Raw genomic sequence first — 15911 nt, 5'->3', positions numbered from 1 at the left:
GAACCTGACAAAATGGGGCCCGGAGGCCCCATTGTGAATTCAAACAGGGTGGAATTACTGAGCGTCGAGGAAACGCTCGGCATCCAGCGCTGCCATACAACCGGTGCCGGCGGAGGTGATCGCCTGACGGTAGTTGTGGTCCATCACGTCGCCAGCTGCAAACACACCCGGTACGGAGGCGGCGGTGGCGTTGCCCTCAAGCCCGCTCTGAACCAGGATGTAGCCATCCTTCATATCCAGTTGGCCTTCGAAGATCTGGGTGTTGGGCTGGTGGCCGATGGCAATGAATACGCCGTCTACTTTCAGCTCTTCGGTGGCGTCGGAACGAGTGTCCCGGATGCGGGCACCGGTTACGCCCATCTGATCACCCAGCACCTCGTCCAGAGTACGGTCGGTGTGCAGCACGATGTTGCCATTTTCCACCTTGTCCATCAGGCGGTTCACCAGGATCTTCTCGGCGCGGAAGCTGTCGCGGCGGTGGACCAGGTGAACTTCTGACGCGATGTTGGACAGGTACAGCGCCTCTTCCACTGCGGTGTTACCGCCACCAACAACGGCGACAGGCTTGTTGCGGTAGAAGAAACCGTCGCAGGTGGCACAGGCGGATACGCCGCGGCCCTGGAACGCGGTTTCGGACTCCAGGCCAAGGTACTTGGCACTGGCACCTGTGGCGATGATCAGTGCATCACAGGTGTACTCGCCGCTGTCTCCCTTCAGGCGGAAGGGGCGGGTTTTCAGGTCCACCTCATTGATGTGATCGAATACGATTTCGGTTTCAAAGCGCTCGGCGTGTGCCTTCATACGCTCCATAAGACCGGGACCGGTGAGGCCCTCCGGATCGCCGGGCCAGTTTTCCACTTCCGTGGTGGTGGTGAGCTGGCCTCCCTGCTGCATGCCGGTGATCATTACCGGGTTCAGGTTGGCACGGGCGGCGTACACCGCGGCGGTATAGCCCGCAGGGCCGGAACCCAGGATCAACAGTTGGCAATGCTTTACGTCACTCATCAAACTCTCCGAGTCTTTATCGCTGTGCACGGGATTCTAAAAAAAAGGACAGGTAAAAGAAACGGGGGCAGTTGCCCCCGTTGTATAGATAAAGCCGATTGCCTTAATCAGGCTTTTACCAGTTCCTTGGGATCGTGGTACTCGTAACCCAGGGCTTCGGCCACTTCCGGACAGGTGATCTTGCCGTCGATGACGTTAAGACCGTTCATCAGGTGCTGATCGTCCAGCAGGGCTTTGACATAGCCTTTCTCCGCCAAAGCAATGATGTAGGGCAGGGTGGCGTTGTTCAGCGCAAAGGTGGAGGTGCGCGGAACGGCGCCCGGCATGTTGGCCACACAGTAGTGAACTACATCATCAACGATGAACACCGGGTCCTGGTGAGTGGTCGGCTTGGAGGTAGCCACACAACCGCCCTGGTCGATGGCCACGTCTACGATGGCAGCGCCCGGCTTCATCTTAGCGATGTGCTCTCGGGTAACCAGTTTCGGTGCAGCGGCACCGGGGATAAGAACACCACCGATCACCAGATCTGCCTGCAGCACATGCTCTTCCAGCGCTTCGGCGGTGGAGTAGATCACCTTGGCGCGGTTCTCGAACTGGTTGTTCAGGTCACGCAGTACGTTGACGTTGCGATCCAGGATGGTCACATCCGCGCCCATACCAACGGCAATCAGGGCAGCATTACGGCCAACCATACCACCACCGATAACAACGACTTTGGCCGGCTCTACACCGGGAACGCCGCCCAGCAACATGCCGCGACCCTGGTTGGATTTCTCCAGCGCCTGCGCACCCGCCTGAATGGACATGCGACCCGCAACTTCAGACATGGGGGCCAGCAGGGGAAGGCCGCCACGGGCGTCGGTTACGGTTTCGTACGCGATGCAGACCGCACCGCTCTTAACCAGGTCCTCGGTTTGGGGAGCATCCGGGGCCAGGTGCAGGTAAGTGAAGAGGATTTGACCGGGACGCAACATGGCACGTTCCACTGCCTGGGGCTCTTTCACTTTTACAATCATCTCCGCTTCTGCGAAGACCGCTTCCGCGCTGGGCAGAATCTTTGCACCAGCGTCAATATAATCCTGATCGGTACAGCCAATTCCGATGCCCGCTTGGGTTTGAACCAGCACTTCGTGGCCTCGGTTGGTCAGTTCCCGCACGCTGGCGGGTACCATGCCGACGCGATATTCGTGGTTCTTAATTTCCTTGGGTACACCGATGATCATGCTTCTCCGTCCTCTTATTAGGGTTATTGTTGGATTGCATCGCTGTTAAATGATTCGCGATATTTTACTTGGCCTTAGGCGCTCGGTTAGTATATTCTCCCGTCGGGAGCATTTCCCCCGATTTATTTGGGTGCACACAGGACAATATCCCGCGTTAGACGGGAACTAAGGAAGTATTTATGGCATATAACAAGAAAAAGCCGTTGAAAGAACTTGATAGAATCGACCGTAACATCCTGAATGAACTGCAAAGGGATGGCCGGATCTCCAACGTGGAGCTTTCCAAGCGAGTTGGTCTCAGTCCCACCCCCTGCCTGGAGCGGGTAAAGCGACTGGAGCGTCAAGGATTCATTCTCGGTTACACTGCTCAGGTCAACCCGCACTACCTCGGCGCCTCTCTGCTGGTTTACGTCGAGATCTCCCTCAACCGCGACACCCCAGAAGTTTTTGAACAGTTCAACCGCGCCGTTATGGAGTTGGAAGACGTTCAAGAGTGCCACCTGGTTTCCGGTGATTTCGATTATCTGTTGAAGACCCGCGTAAGCGATATGACCGCTTATCGTCGTCTGCTCTCCGATACACTGCTGCGCCTGCCTTCCGTCAAGGACACCCGCACCTATGTTGTGATGGAAGAGGTAAAGCAGACCAGTCGCGTTCAGATTTCCAACGGCGCTTCAGCCTGAACAACCGGTATCTGAACAAAAGTGCCCCAATCGGGGCACTTTTTGTTTCTATGGCAGTGCGATGGCAACGCAACGGTAGGTAACATTCCGTGCCTTTTGGTAAGGTAGGCAGGTTATCTATCTTTTTTTGGACCGGTCGAGGAGCGACACTTGTCATCGTCCAATCTGCAACCAATGACGGGCCTTCAGCGTTTGATGGAAGGGGGCTTGATCCTCACAGCCATCATGGCGCTGTTTATGTTGATGGCCCTGGCGACTTTCCACCCCGCCGATCCGGGCTGGAGTCAGACGGCCTGGGAAGGTCCGGTCAGTAATGCCATGGGCGCGGTCGGCGCCTGGATCGCAGACATCCTGTTTTTTGTGTTTGGCCTGACAGCGTATCTGGTACCACCGGTGTGCGCGGCGATCGGCTGGCTCGCATTCCACCAGGCCTACCGTCTTGCCGAACTCGACTATTTCTCTGTCGGCCTTCGGGTGATTGGCTTTCTGCTGACCATGCTCAGCTTTGCCGCCCTGGCGTCGATGAATGCCGACGACATTCATTATTTCTCTGCTGGTGGCGTAGTCGGTGACGTCGTCAGTGCAGCCATGTTGCCCTATTTCAATCTGCTCGGTACCACGCTGTTCCTGCTGTGCTTTATCGGTGCGGGCTTTACTCTGATGACCGGCATCAGTTGGCTGACGATTGCCGAGAAGATCGGCGAGGCGACCATCGCGGTGGGGGTCTTTTTATGGCAACTGCCCAAGCACTTCGCCCACGAGGATCGTGATACCGAAGATACCCGTGGCTTTATGGAGCTGGTAGAGCGCTTTAAAGGACGTAAGAGCCGCTCCGAAGAGCAGGGTGAGTACGACTACGACAGTGCTGAACCGGTTCGAAAGAGCGGCGAGCCCTGGCAGGAGCCCGAATTTGAGCCAGTTATTGATGCGGAGCCGGTACTCGACCCGGATGTCCGTGTCGAACCGGAACTGACGCCGCCCTGGGTCATCGGTCCCGAAGAGCAGGAAGAGGTAGCGGTCCCAGCCAGCAAACCGGCACTGGAGCCCTACCTGCAGGAAGCGCTGGATAAGTCCGGAACGACCCTGCCGGAAGCCCCCTCGACGCCCATGCCGACACTGGAACTGCTGGACCGCCCCAATAAGTCCCAGAATCCCATCAGCCAGGAGGAGTTGGACGCTATCGCTCGCCTGGTGGAAGCGAAACTGCTGGACTTCAATGTCACCGCACAGGTGGTGGATGTGCATCCCGGCCCGGTAATTACGCGTTTCGAACTGGATCTCGCGCCGGGCGTGAAGGTTTCCAAGATCACCAATTTGGCCAAAGACTTGGCGCGAGCCCTGTCGGCGGTTTCGGTTCGCGTTGTAGAGGTGATTCCCGGCAAGTCGGTGATCGGCCTTGAGTTGCCTAACAAGCACCGCGAGATCGTGTATCTGCGCGATGTGCTGGATTGCGAACAGTTCGATCAGGCCAAGTCCGATCTCACCATGGTGCTTGGGCAGGACATCTCCGGGTATCCGGTAGTGGTGGATCTGGCCAAGATGCCTCACCTGCTGGTGGCGGGCACCACGGGCTCCGGTAAGTCTGTGGGCGTGAACGTCATGATTCTCAGCCTGCTGTACAAATCCACGCCCGAGGATGTTCGCCTGATCATGATCGACCCCAAAATGCTGGAATTGTCGGTTTATGAAGGGATCCCCCACCTGCTTTGCGAGGTGGTGACCGACATGAAGGAAGCGTCCAATGCCCTGCGTTGGTGTGTGGGCGAGATGGAGCGTCGCTATAAGCTGATGTCCGCACTGGGTGTTCGTAACCTCAAGGGCTACAACGCCAAGGTGAAGGAAGCAAAGGAAGCGGGCGAACCGATCAAAGACCCCTTCTGGCAGCCTGAACAGTCGATGGAGACCGAAGCGCCGGACCTCGACAAACTGCCTGCCATCGTGGTGGTGGTGGATGAATTTGCCGACATGATGATGATCGTGGGCAAGAAGGTGGAGGAACTTATCGCCCGTATCGCTCAGAAAGCGCGTGCGGCGGGTATCCACCTGATCCTGGCGACCCAGCGCCCGTCGGTCGACGTGATTACCGGTTTGATCAAGGCCAACATTCCAACCCGGATCGCCTTCCAGGTTTCCAGCCGCGTGGATTCCCGCACCATCCTGGATCAGCAGGGGGCTGAACAGCTTCTTGGCCAGGGTGACATGCTTTACCTGCCCCCGGGTACCGGTGTCCCGATCCGTGTCCATGGTGCTTTTGTGGATGACCACGAAGTGCATAAGGTGGTGGCGGACTGGTCTGCCCGCGCCAAACCTCAGTACATTGAGGAGATCCTGGCCGGTGAAACCGGTGGGGAACAGATTCTGCTTCCTGGCGAAACGGCGGAAGGGGGAGAGGAATCCGATCCCCTTTACGATGAGGCCGTCGCCTTCGTGCTGGAGAGCCGCCGCGCGTCGATCTCCAGTGTTCAGCGCAAACTCAAGATTGGCTATAACCGGGCGGCTCGTCTGGTTGAGCAGATGGAACAGAGCGGTCTGGTGAGTTCACCGGGCCATAATGGTAACCGAGACGTGTTGGTACCCGGACCTCAGCAATGATAAACAGATGGATCCTCTCCATGGCGGTGGCAGTCGCTGCTCCCATGGCAATGGCAGCGCCACAACAGGCACTGAAAGCGAAACTCGCCACAGTACCGGCTTTTGAGGCCGAGTTTTCTCAGGTGGTCACGGAGTCAGACGGCACCGTGCTTCAAGAGGGGCAGGGCACACTGGCCATGGCGGTACCCAATCGCTTTGCCTGGCACCAGAACAGCCCGGAAGAGAGTGTCATTCTCTCGGACGGCAAAGATGTCTACCTGTACGATCCGATGCTGGAGCAGGTCAGCATCTACGCATTGACCGACGCCACCGGTCAAACGCCGTTGTCACTGCTCTCCAGTGACGATGAAGAGGCGTGGGAGGCGTACCAGATCACCCAGCAGGGGGAGTGCTTTACCCTGACGCCCAACGAGGCGGAAACGATCCAGAGCATGGCGATCTGCTTTGATGGTGACGCCATCGAAAAGCTGTCTTTGGTGGATGGACAGCAGGTGACCACCACGATGGATCTGTCTCAGTTCCGTAATGGCCCTTTGGACGACGGGCGCTTTCACTTTGCGCCACCGGAAGGCACGTTGGTAGACGATCAACGTAATCCATGACCTCCATGAGCCTCAATTTCGGCCCCGATTTTCGCCCCCTCGCGGCGAGGATGAGGCCGGAAACCCTGGACGACTACGTCGGTCAGGAACACCTTCTCGGACCGGGCAAGCCACTCAGGGCAGCGCTGGAGGCGGGACGCGCCCACTCCATGCTGCTGTGGGGTCCGCCAGGTACTGGAAAAACGACCCTGGCCGAGTTGGTGGCACGCTACGCCAACGCCCATGTCGAACGGATCTCTGCGGTAACCTCCGGGGTAAAGGAGATCCGAGCCGCCATCGATAAAGCCAAGGACATAGCGGCGGCCCATGGTCGCCAGACGTTGCTGTTTGTGGACGAGGTCCACCGCTTTAATAAAAGTCAGCAGGACGCCTTCCTGCCCCACATCGAGGATGGCACCGTCATCTTTATCGGTGCGACCACTGAGAATCCCTCATTTGAGGTCAACAACGCCTTACTTTCCCGAACCCGGGTCTATGTCATTAAGAAGCTGGATGAGTCCGGCATCCTGATCATTCTCGAGCAGGCTCTGAATGACAAGGAAAGAGGGCTCGGAAAGCTTGGTTTGACCCTGCCTGACAGTGTGGCGAGGCAGTTGGCCTCCCTGGTGGATGGCGATGCCCGGCGTGCTCTCAACCTGCTGGAACTCATGGCCGATATGGCCGATCAGGGCCAACTGACCGAGGCACTGTTGAAAGAGGTAGCAGGCGAGCCGGTTGCCCGATTCGATAATAAAGGGGACCAGTTCTACGACCTGATCTCCGCCGTACATAAGTCGGTTCGGGGCAGTAACCCGGATGGCGCGCTGTACTGGTACTGCCGAATTCTGGAAGGGGGAGGGGATCCACTCTATGTGGCCCGTCGCTGCCTGGCGATTGCATCTGAAGATGTGGGCAATGCCGACCCCCGAGCGATGGAAGTGGCCCTGAACGCCTGGGATTGCTTCCATCGTGTCGGTCCCGCCGAAGGGGAGAGAGCCATTGCGCAAGCTTTGGTATACCTCGCTTGTGCGCCAAAGAGCAATGCGGTTTATACCGCTTTCAAGGCGGCACGCCAGTTGGCGCGGGAAACCCCGGATCAGGAGGTGCCCATTCATCTTCGCAATGCCCCGACCAAATTGCTTAAGGAGCTGGGGCACGGGGCAGACTACCGATACGCGCACGATGAACCCGGTGCCTATGCCGCTGGCGAGCGATATCTTCCCCAAGCGCTTGCCGATGCCAGCTTCTACCACCCTACACAGCGTGGTTTGGAGAAGAAAATCGCTGAAAAGTTGGCGTATCTTGCAGAATTGGATCGCCAAAGTGAGGTAAAACGGGATGAGTAATTGGTTGGCGGTGGCGCTGGGCGGTGCAATCGGTGCAACTTTGCGCTACGGCACATCAATTCTTGCCTTACGGCTATTCGGAACCGCCTTTCCCTTTGGTACACTGGCGGTTAACTGCGTGGGGTCCTTTGCGATGGGGGCCCTGTACGCCTTTGGAGCCAGCTTCGAACTCTCGCCACACTGGAAGGCGTTGATCGGAGTCGGGCTATTGGGCGCCTTAACCACTTTCTCCACCTTCTCCAATGAGACCCTGCTGTTGATGCAGGAGGGGGAGTGGGTCAAGGCCCTGCTGAATATACTGCTGAATCTGGTGCTCTGTCTGTTGATGGTGTTTCTGGGACAACAGTGGGTTTACTCATACAGCAAATAAAAGAGCGATATGTTAGACAGCAAACTTCTCCGTGCCGATCTGGCACAGACCGCTGAGCGCCTAGCCACTCGCGGTTACATTCTGGATGTCACCCGTCTTAACGATCTGGAAGAGCGCCGCAAGTCGCTGCAGGTGGAAACCGAGCAGCTTCAAGCCGAGCGTAACAGTCGCTCCAAGTCCATCGGTCAGGCCAAGGCTCGTGGCGAAGACATCGAGCCGCTGCTGGCTGAAGTGTCCGAGCTGGGTGGTCAGTTGGATGCGAAAAAAGCCGAACTGACTGAGCTGATGGCAGAACTGGATGAGATCGCTGCCGGCATTCCAAACCTGCCGCATGAGTCCGTGCCGGTCGGCGCTGACGAAGACGAGAACGTCGAGGTAAGCCGTTGGGGTGAGCCGCGTCAGTTCGACTTTGAGATCAAGGATCACGTGGATCTGGGTGAAGCGATCAATGGCATCGACTTCGGCATGGCTGCCAAGCTGTCCGGTTCCCGCTTTGTTGTGATGCGCGGTCAAGTGGCCCGTATGCACCGTGCTCTGGCCCAGTTTATGCTGGACCTGCACACCAGCGAGCATGGCTACACCGAGATGTATGTTCCCTATCTGGTGAACCCGGACAGTCTGTTTGGCACCGGTCAGCTGCCCAAGTTTGGTGAGGACCTGTTCCACACCCAGCCGCTGTCTGAAGACAGCGACCGCAAGCTGTCTCTGATCCCTACTGCCGAAGTGCCGCTGACCAACTTTGCCCGTGACGAGATCCTGGACGAAGCGGACCTGCCAGTACGCATGACCGCACACACCCCCTGTTTCCGTAGCGAAGCGGGTTCCTCCGGTCGTGATACCCGCGGCCTGATCCGTCAGCACCAGTTCGACAAAGTGGAACTGGTGCAGCTGGTGAAGCCGGAAGACTCCATGGACGCACTGGAAGAACTGACTGGTCAGGCAGAGAAGGTGCTTCAGCTGTTGGGTCTGCCCTACCGCAAAGTGGTTCTGTGTACCGGTGACATGGGTTTTGGTGCTACCAAAACCTACGATCTGGAAGTGTGGGTACCGAGCCAGAACAAATACCGAGAAATCTCCTCCTGCTCCAACGTGGGTGATTTCCAGGCTCGCCGCATGAAGGCCCGCTTCCGCCGCGCCGGTGAGAAGAAGCCGGAACTGCTGCACACTCTGAACGGCTCCGGTCTGGCTGTTGGCCGTACTCTGGTGGCGATTCTGGAGAACTACCAGCAAGCGGACGGCCGCATCGAGATCCCGCAAGCGCTGCAGCCCTACATGGGCGGTCTGACCCACATCGGTTAAGCAAAGCGCATAAAAAAACCGGCCATCTGGCCGGTTTTTTTGTGGTCGCTATCCATTACTCGACGGTCACGATCTTGCAGGTGTTGGTGCCACCTACGGTTTCCATCATGTCACCTTTGGTCATCAGCACCTTGTCGCCGGAGGTCAGCAGGCCTTCAGCAACAATTCGCTCCATAGCGGCCTTCACGATGGTGTTTTCCGTGTGCTCGGTGGAGTCGAACTCAATCGGGTGAACACCGCGATACAGCGCCATACGGTTCAGGCAGGCACCATGACGGGAGAGGGCGATGATCGGCAGCGGAGAGGTGATGCGGCTCATGATCAGAGGAGTGTTGCCTGACTCAGTCAGTGCCACGATCGCCTTCACGCCATCGAGGTGGTTGGCCGCGTACATGGTGGCCAGTGCAATCGTCTCTTCAACGGTTTTGAACTTCTCGTCGAGGCGGTGCTTGGAGACGACCACGCTCGGGTGCTTCTCGGCACCCAGGCAAACCCGCGCCATCGCCTGAACGGTTTCTTCCGGGTAGCTGCCAGCGGCAGTTTCCGCAGAGAGCATTACCGCATCGGTGCCATCCAGTACGGCGTTGGCGACGTCCATCACCTCGGCTCGAGTGGGCATCGGGCTGGTGATCATGGATTCCATCATTTGGGTGGCGGTGATCACCACACGGTTCAGCTGACGGGAGCGGGCGATCAGCTTCTTCTGCACACCAACCAGTTCCGGGTCACCAATCTCAACACCCAGGTCGCCACGGGCTACCATCACCACATCGGAAGCCAGGATGACGTCGTCCATAGCGTCATTATCTGCAACCGCTTCAGCACGCTCTACCTTGGCGACAATCAGTGCACGGCAGCCTGCTTCACGCGCCAGTTGACGGGCGTAGTTGAGGTCATCACCGCTGCGGGGGAAGGAAACAGCGAGGTAGTCCACGTCGATTTTGGCGGCGGTTTTGATGTCCTCTTTGTCCTTGTCGGTCAGTGCCGCTGCGGAGAGGCCGCCACCCAGCTTGTTGATCCCTTTGTTATTGGACAGAGGGCCGGCAACAGTCACTGTGGTGTGCACCTGAGTGCCTTCCACCTTTTCTACCCGCAACTGCACCCGACCATCGTCGAGAAGCAGAATGTCGCCGGGTACCACGTCGTCGGGAAGAGCTTTGTAGTCGAGGCCTACGGCGTTGATGTCGCCTTCACCTTTGGGCAGGGCGCTGTCCAGTACAAAGGGGGCGCCCATCTGCAGATGTACCTTGCCCTCTTTAAAGGTGGAAACACGGATTTTAGGACCTTGCAGGTCACCCAGAATGGCGACGTGGAGGTTGTGTTTTTTGGCTAATTCGCGCACCTGATTGGCACGGGCAATGTGGTCTTCGGCAGTGCCGTGAGAGAAGTTCATCCGTACCACGTTAGCGCCAGCGAGAATGATCTTTTCCAGGTTGTCATCTCGATCGGTGGCCGGGCCTAAGGTGGTTACAATCTTGGTTCTTCGGAACATGATTGACTCCGTCAGGGATGCTTATACGTTGCTGTACTGGCTAGAGATGCTACAAGTAACGCACCAGAAATGAAAGAAAATTACATACATTTATGGTGTCAAAATAGTTCATTATCTGTGAACTGGGTCTAGGGCCAGAATAAGTGTAGTTGCAGCGGGATAGAAAAAGGGCCGGTGAATACCGGCCCTTGGGGATCAGAGAGGTTGGCTCTTTTCGAAGCGGGATTCTTTCAGGGCTTCCTTTACACGTTTCAGGTTTTCACGGAAGCGGGGACCACGGCGCAGGGTAAAGCCAGTGGCCAGTACGTCAACCACCACCATCTGCGCCAGGCGGGACGCCATCGGCATGTAAAGGTCGGTGTCTTCCGGCACATCCATGGTCACCGCCAGAGTCGCTTCTCGGGCCAGGGGGCTGTCTTTACTGGTGATGGCGATGACCTGGGCGTGGTTTTCTTTCGCCAGGCGGGCTACCTCGACCAGAGTCTTGGTTCGGCCGGTGTGGCTGAACAGCACCAGTACCGCACCCTCACGAGCGTTGATGCAGCTCATGCGCATCATCAGTACGTCGTCAAAGCTGACGACCGGTACGTTGAAGCGGAAGAACTTGTTGAGGGCGTCATGGGCAACAGCGGAAGAGGCGCCCAGACCGAAGAAGGAGATTTGATCTGCCTGGGTCAGCATGTCCACGGCGCGGTTGATCTGATTGGGGTCGATGGACTGGCGAGCGGAGTCCAGCGCGGCCATGGAGGATTCAAAGATTTTGTTGCTGTAGGCTTCAGCGGTGTCGTTGACTTCAACGTGGCGGGAAACGTAGGGAGTGCCGTTGGCGAGGCTCTGGGCGAGGTGGAGTTTAAAGTCCGGGAACCCTTTGGTGTCGAGTCGTCTGCAGAAGCGGTTAACCGTGGGCTCGCTGACGTCCGCCATCTTGGCCAAGGTGGCGATACTGGACTGAATGGCCGTCTGTGGGTTGGCCAGAATCACCTCTGCCACTTTCCGCTCAGACTTACTGAAGTTGGGCAGGTTCTTTTGGATCTTTTCGAGCGTATTCATTCAATCAGACTCTTTTCCCTGATACGTATCCCACTCGCCGCGTAAAGGAGTAGGGAGGGGGCATTGGCAATCACTATACTGTAAAGCCAGCACCTCTCGGTAATCCGGTTCGGCGATATGGAGCGTGTTCCGGTATATTACAAACAATATTGAAAGTTAGCCAGCAAGGCGCCCGTCCTAACCACTTGCGCTCGCCGGAATTTTTCTTTCTAATGTAGTTAAATTACATCATTCAGCGGCGCGCCGCCGAAACAAGGAGTTGGATGTGACAATGGCAAGTGACTCGGCAAATAAGCCATGTGATTTTGTCCTGTTTGGCACTCGGGGGGATCTGGCCCGCCGTAAGTTGCTCCCCTCTTTATACCAGTTGGACAAAGCGGGGCTGTTGCATCCCGAGACCCGCGTTGTAGGCGTTGCACGCCAGGACCTCTCCCTCGAGGAGTATCATCAGGTCGTCAACGACGCTCTCAACACCTTTGTCAAAGAGCCTCTCTGCACCACCACCCTTGAGCGCTTTGTCGCTCGTCTGACCTACGTTGGCCTTGATTTCACTGACGCAGAAGCCTACCTGAAACTTCGTGATGAAGTTCAGGATGACCATGTGATGGTCAACTACTTTGCGACGCCTCCAGCCATCTACGGCACCATCTGCGGCTGTCTGCAAACCACTGGCCTTATCAAACCTGATACCCGAGTTGTTCTGGAAAAGCCTATTGGGCATGATCTCGCATCCAGCATGGTCATCAACGATCAGGTGGCGGCCTACTTTGAAGAGAGCCAGATCTACCGTATTGACCATTACCTCGGTAAAGAAACGGTTCAGAACTTGGTTGCACTGCGATTCGCTAACTCCCTGTTTGCCTCCAAGTGGGATAACCGGACCATCGATCATGTCCAGATCACCGTGGCGGAAGAGGTGGGGATCGAGGGACGCTGGGATTACTTCGACAAAGCAGGCCAGATGCGAGACATGATTCAGAACCACCTGCTTCAGGTTCTGGCTCTGGTGGCAATGGATCCCCCGGTCAATCTCAACGCGGACTCCATCCGCGATGAAAAGGTGAAGGTGATCAAGTCCCTGCGCCCAATCAATCAGGAAAACATCTACGAGAACACCGTGCGCGGTCAGTACACCGCCGGGTTCCTGAAGGGCCAGCCTGTTCCGGGTTATCTGGAAGAGGAGGGCGCCAACCTGGACAGCAATACCGAAACCTTTGCTGCGCTACGGGTGGACATCGATAACTGGCGCTGGGCCGGTGTGCCTTTCTACCTGCGTACCGGTAAGCGGATGCCGTTCAAGCACTCCGAGATCGTGGTTCACTTCAAGAACCCGCCGCACAACCTTTACCGTGACAGCTATCGCCAACTGCCACCGAACAAGCTGACCATTCGTTTGCAGCCCCATGAAGGGGTTGAGATTCAGATGATGAATAAGGTGCCCGGACTGGACCAGACCCAGCGCCTGCAAACCACCAAGTTGGATCTCTCTTTCTCCGACACCTTTAAAAACGAGCGCATTGCGGATGCGTACGAGCGACTCCTGCTCGAATGCATGCTGGGTAACCAGGCGCTGTTTGTCCGTCGGGACGAAGTGGAGCAGGCCTGGACCTGGTGTGACTCCATTCTGGATGCGTGGGCGCGCTCCAATGAGAAGCCCAAGAGCTACCCGGCCGGCACATGGGGTCCGGTTGCCTCGGTCGCGTTGATCACCCGTGACGGTCGTTCCTGGGAGGAGTAAACCATGACTGCCATCGCGCTGCCTGTATTCAAATCCTTTGAGCACAGTGACGAGCTGGTCACTGCGCTGGCACAACGTATTGCCAACGCGCTTCAAGAGTCGGTAGACACTCGTGGCAAGGCTTCTCTGGTGGTATCCGGCGGCAGCACTCCGGTGCCGCTGTTCCACAAACTGCGTGCCATCGCCATCGACTGGCAAGAGGTCTACATCACGCTGGCTGATGAGCGCTGGCTTCCAGCGGATCACCCTGACAGCAACGAGCGTCTGGTACGCGAGCACCTGTTGCAGGACAAAGCCGCCAAAGCGAAATTCCGTGGACTGTATAACATCCATGGCACGCCGGAAGCGGGTGCTGCCATGACGTCCGAAACTCTCTCCAATCTTCCGCGACCCTTCGATGTGGTCATTCTGGGCATGGGTAATGACGGTCATACCGCCTCCCTGTTCCCTTGCGCGGAGGAGTTGGAAGCGGGATTGACCACCGATGCGGTCTGTTTGGCGGTTAGACCGACTCAGGCGCCCCATCCGAGGATCTCCCTGTCGCTATCGAGCTTGCTCAATGCCCGCCAGATCTACCTGCACCTGAGTGGCGAGAGCAAGAAGACGGTACTGGACGAGGCCCTTTCCAGTCAGGATGCGAAAGCGATGCCCATTCGAGCTGTGTTGGATCAGCGTAAGGTGCCCGTCGACGTTTACTGGAGTAAAGCCTGATGCTTAACCCGACCATCGAAACCATTACCCAAAGAATCATTGAGCGCAGCCGCGACACCCGCGCCGAGTATCTGGAGCGGATGGACAAGCAGCGCCGCCAGGGTGTTCAGCGTCGTCAGCTTTCCTGCAGCAACCTTGCTCACGGTTTTGCCGGCTGCGGCAAGGCAGATAAATCCGATCTGAAGCAGTTCAACAAATCCAATGTGGGCATCATTACGGCTTACAACGATATGTTGTCTGCGCACCAGCCCTACGCCACCTACCCGGAAGCGATCAAAGCCTCCTGCCGGGAGATCGGCTCCATTGCCCAGGTGGCGGGCGGTGTGCCTGCGATGTGTGACGGCGTCACTCAGGGGCAGCCCGGTATGGAGTTGAGCCTGTTAAGTCGTGAAGTGATCGCCATGTCCACTGCGGTGGGGTTATCCCATGCGATGTTTGACGGTGTTCTGTTGCTCGGGATTTGCGACAAGATCGTTCCTGGCCTGATGATGGGCGCGCTCAGCTTTGGTCATCTGCCGACCCTGTTTGTGCCGGCTGGACCGATGCCGTCCGGCTTGCCCAACAAAGAGAAGGCCCGAGTACGTCAGGAGTATGCACAGGGCAAAGTGGGTGATGACGCTCTGCTGGAAGCGGAATCCGCTTCCTATCACAGTCCGGGCACCTGCACCTTCTATGGCACCGCCAACTCCAACCAACTGGTGATCGAAGCGATGGGTCTGCAGTTGCCGGGCTCTTCATTTGTGAACCCGACTGACGGCATGCGCTCGGCCTTTACCGATGCGGCGGCCAAGCAGGTTTGCCGTCATGCTCAAGGCGAGGGCGGTTACAGCCTGGCGGAGATCTACGATGAGAAGGCGGTGGTCAACGGCATCGTTGCTCTGCTGGCAACCGGTGGTTCCACCAACCTGACCATGCACCTCGTGGCGATGGCTCGGGCGGCGGGCATCCAGGTCACCTGGCAGGACTTTGCGGACATCTCCGCTGCCGTTCCTCTGCTGGCACGGGTATACCCGAATGGCGAGGCGGACATCAACCACTTCCAAAGTGCGGGCGGGATGGCGTTCCTGATCCGGGAACTGCTGGAGGGCGGATTCCTCCATCCGGACGTTCGTACTGTGGCGGGCAGTGGGCTTGAGCTTTACACCAAGCAGCCGGTGCTTGAAGCGGGCCAGTTGCAATGGGTGGACGCTGAGCGCGCGTCCGGTGATGAGTCGGTATTGCGTCCGGTTTCCAACCCCTTCCAGGCCACCGGCGGATTGAATCTGCTCAATGGCAACCTGGGTCGTGCTGTGATTAAAGTTTCCGCAGTCGATCCGGAGAAGCGTGTCATCGAAGCCCCGGCGGTGGTATTGGAAGATCAGCACGATCTCGATGGCGCCTTTAAGGCCGGCGAACTGGACCGTGACTGCATCGTTGTCGTTCGCTACCAGGGGCCGAAAGCCAATGGTATGCCTGAGCTGCATAAGCTGACGCCGCCACTTGCTGTGCTCCAGGACCGCGGTTTTAAAGTGGCGCTGGTGACCGACGGTCGTATGTCCGGTGCATCGGGCAAGGTGCCTGCTGCGATTCACGTCACACCGGAAGCACTGGATGGCGGTTTGCTGGCCAAGGTTCAGAACGGCGATCGCATCCGTCTGGATGCCGAACGTGGTGAACTTCAGTTGCTGGTTTCCGACGAGGAGCTGGCCAAGCGTGAAATCTCGCTGCCTGAACTGGGTGGCAACAACGAGGGCATGGGCCGCGAGCTCTTCAGCCAATTCCGTAACCTGTTAGCCAGCCCGGAGTTGGGTGCGTCGGCTCTGTTGAAATAAGGAAATC

The 15911-nt window shown here is 57.5% G+C and carries 13 protein-coding genes; 9 read left to right on the top strand and 4 right to left on the bottom strand.

Annotation, left to right across the window (positions count from 1 at the left end; all coding sequences use genetic code 11):
- Positions 1–54: 54 nt before the first annotated feature.
- Positions 55–1005, bottom strand: coding sequence for a thioredoxin-disulfide reductase (gene trxB, locus KUV52_RS13740; protein WP_222526490.1), 951 nt, complete (start codon positions 1003–1005; stop codon positions 55–57).
- 107 nt (positions 1006–1112) lie between these two features.
- Complete coding sequence (ald, locus tag KUV52_RS13735; protein WP_222526489.1) at positions 1113–2231, bottom strand: alanine dehydrogenase; 1119 nt, start codon at positions 2229–2231, stop codon at positions 1113–1115.
- Between the two features lie 179 nt (positions 2232–2410).
- Between ald and lrp the strand changes: the two genes are divergently transcribed.
- The 6 genes from lrp (at position 2411) to serS (ending at position 9102) form a co-directional block, all read left to right on the top strand.
- The gene (lrp, locus tag KUV52_RS13730) at positions 2411–2914 is read left to right on the top strand and encodes a leucine-responsive transcriptional regulator Lrp (RefSeq protein WP_222526488.1); all 504 of its coding nucleotides are present in this window, start codon (positions 2411–2413) and stop codon (positions 2912–2914) included.
- A 174-nt stretch (positions 2915–3088) separates the two neighbouring features.
- Positions 3089–5506, top strand: coding sequence for a DNA translocase FtsK 4TM domain-containing protein (locus KUV52_RS13725; RefSeq protein WP_261390062.1), 2418 nt, complete (start codon positions 3089–3091; stop codon positions 5504–5506).
- On the top strand, positions 5503–6108 hold the full coding sequence (gene lolA / locus KUV52_RS13720) for an outer membrane lipoprotein chaperone LolA (protein WP_222526486.1): 606 nt from the start codon (positions 5503–5505) through the stop codon (positions 6106–6108). Before KUV52_RS13725 ends, lolA begins: the two co-directional genes overlap by 4 nt.
- Positions 6105–7433 carry a replication-associated recombination protein A gene (locus KUV52_RS13715; protein ID WP_222526485.1) on the top strand — a complete coding sequence of 443 codons (1329 nt, stop codon included), beginning with the start codon at positions 6105–6107 and terminating at the stop codon, positions 7431–7433. The genes lolA and KUV52_RS13715 overlap by 4 nt, the downstream gene beginning before the upstream one ends.
- Positions 7426–7803, top strand: coding sequence for a fluoride efflux transporter CrcB (gene crcB, locus KUV52_RS13710; RefSeq protein ID WP_222202717.1), 378 nt, complete (start codon positions 7426–7428; stop codon positions 7801–7803). Before KUV52_RS13715 ends, crcB begins: the two co-directional genes overlap by 8 nt.
- Before the next feature lie 9 nt (positions 7804–7812).
- The gene (serS, locus tag KUV52_RS13705) at positions 7813–9102 is read left to right on the top strand and encodes a serine--tRNA ligase (protein ID WP_222526484.1); all 1290 of its coding nucleotides are present in this window, start codon (positions 7813–7815) and stop codon (positions 9100–9102) included.
- A 55-nt stretch (positions 9103–9157) separates the two neighbouring features.
- On the opposite strand, the gene pyk is transcribed toward serS, so the two are convergent.
- Both pyk and KUV52_RS13695 read right to left on the bottom strand, forming a co-directional pair.
- Complete coding sequence (gene pyk, locus KUV52_RS13700; protein WP_222526483.1) at positions 9158–10594, bottom strand: pyruvate kinase; 1437 nt, start codon at positions 10592–10594, stop codon at positions 9158–9160.
- A 195-nt stretch (positions 10595–10789) separates the two neighbouring features.
- On the bottom strand, positions 10790–11644 hold the full coding sequence (locus tag KUV52_RS13695; RefSeq protein ID WP_222526482.1) for a MurR/RpiR family transcriptional regulator: 855 nt from the start codon (positions 11642–11644) through the stop codon (positions 10790–10792).
- Positions 11645–11915: 271 nt separating this feature from the next.
- On the opposite strand from KUV52_RS13695, the gene zwf reads away from it, so the two are divergent.
- The 3 genes from zwf to edd are packed head-to-tail and all read left to right on the top strand — an operon-like array spanning position 11916 to position 15904.
- Positions 11916–13382, top strand: a complete 1467-nt coding sequence (gene zwf / locus KUV52_RS13690; protein WP_222526852.1) for a glucose-6-phosphate dehydrogenase — start codon at positions 11916–11918, stop codon at positions 13380–13382.
- 3 nt (positions 13383–13385) lie between these two features.
- Entirely contained in the window at positions 13386–14093 is a 708-nt protein-coding gene (pgl, locus tag KUV52_RS13685; protein WP_222526481.1) for a 6-phosphogluconolactonase, read from the top strand.
- Complete coding sequence (gene edd / locus KUV52_RS13680) at positions 14093–15904, top strand: phosphogluconate dehydratase (RefSeq protein WP_222526480.1); 1812 nt, start codon at positions 14093–14095, stop codon at positions 15902–15904. The genes pgl and edd overlap by 1 nt, the downstream gene beginning before the upstream one ends.
- Positions 15905–15911 lie beyond the last annotated feature (7 nt).

The organism is Ferrimonas balearica, assembly GCF_019802055.1.
Lineage (GTDB): Bacteria > Pseudomonadota > Gammaproteobacteria > Enterobacterales > Shewanellaceae > Ferrimonas > Ferrimonas balearica_A.
The sequence above is the reverse complement of the archived record's forward strand: the minus strand, read 5'-3'. Positions and strand labels throughout refer to the sequence as shown.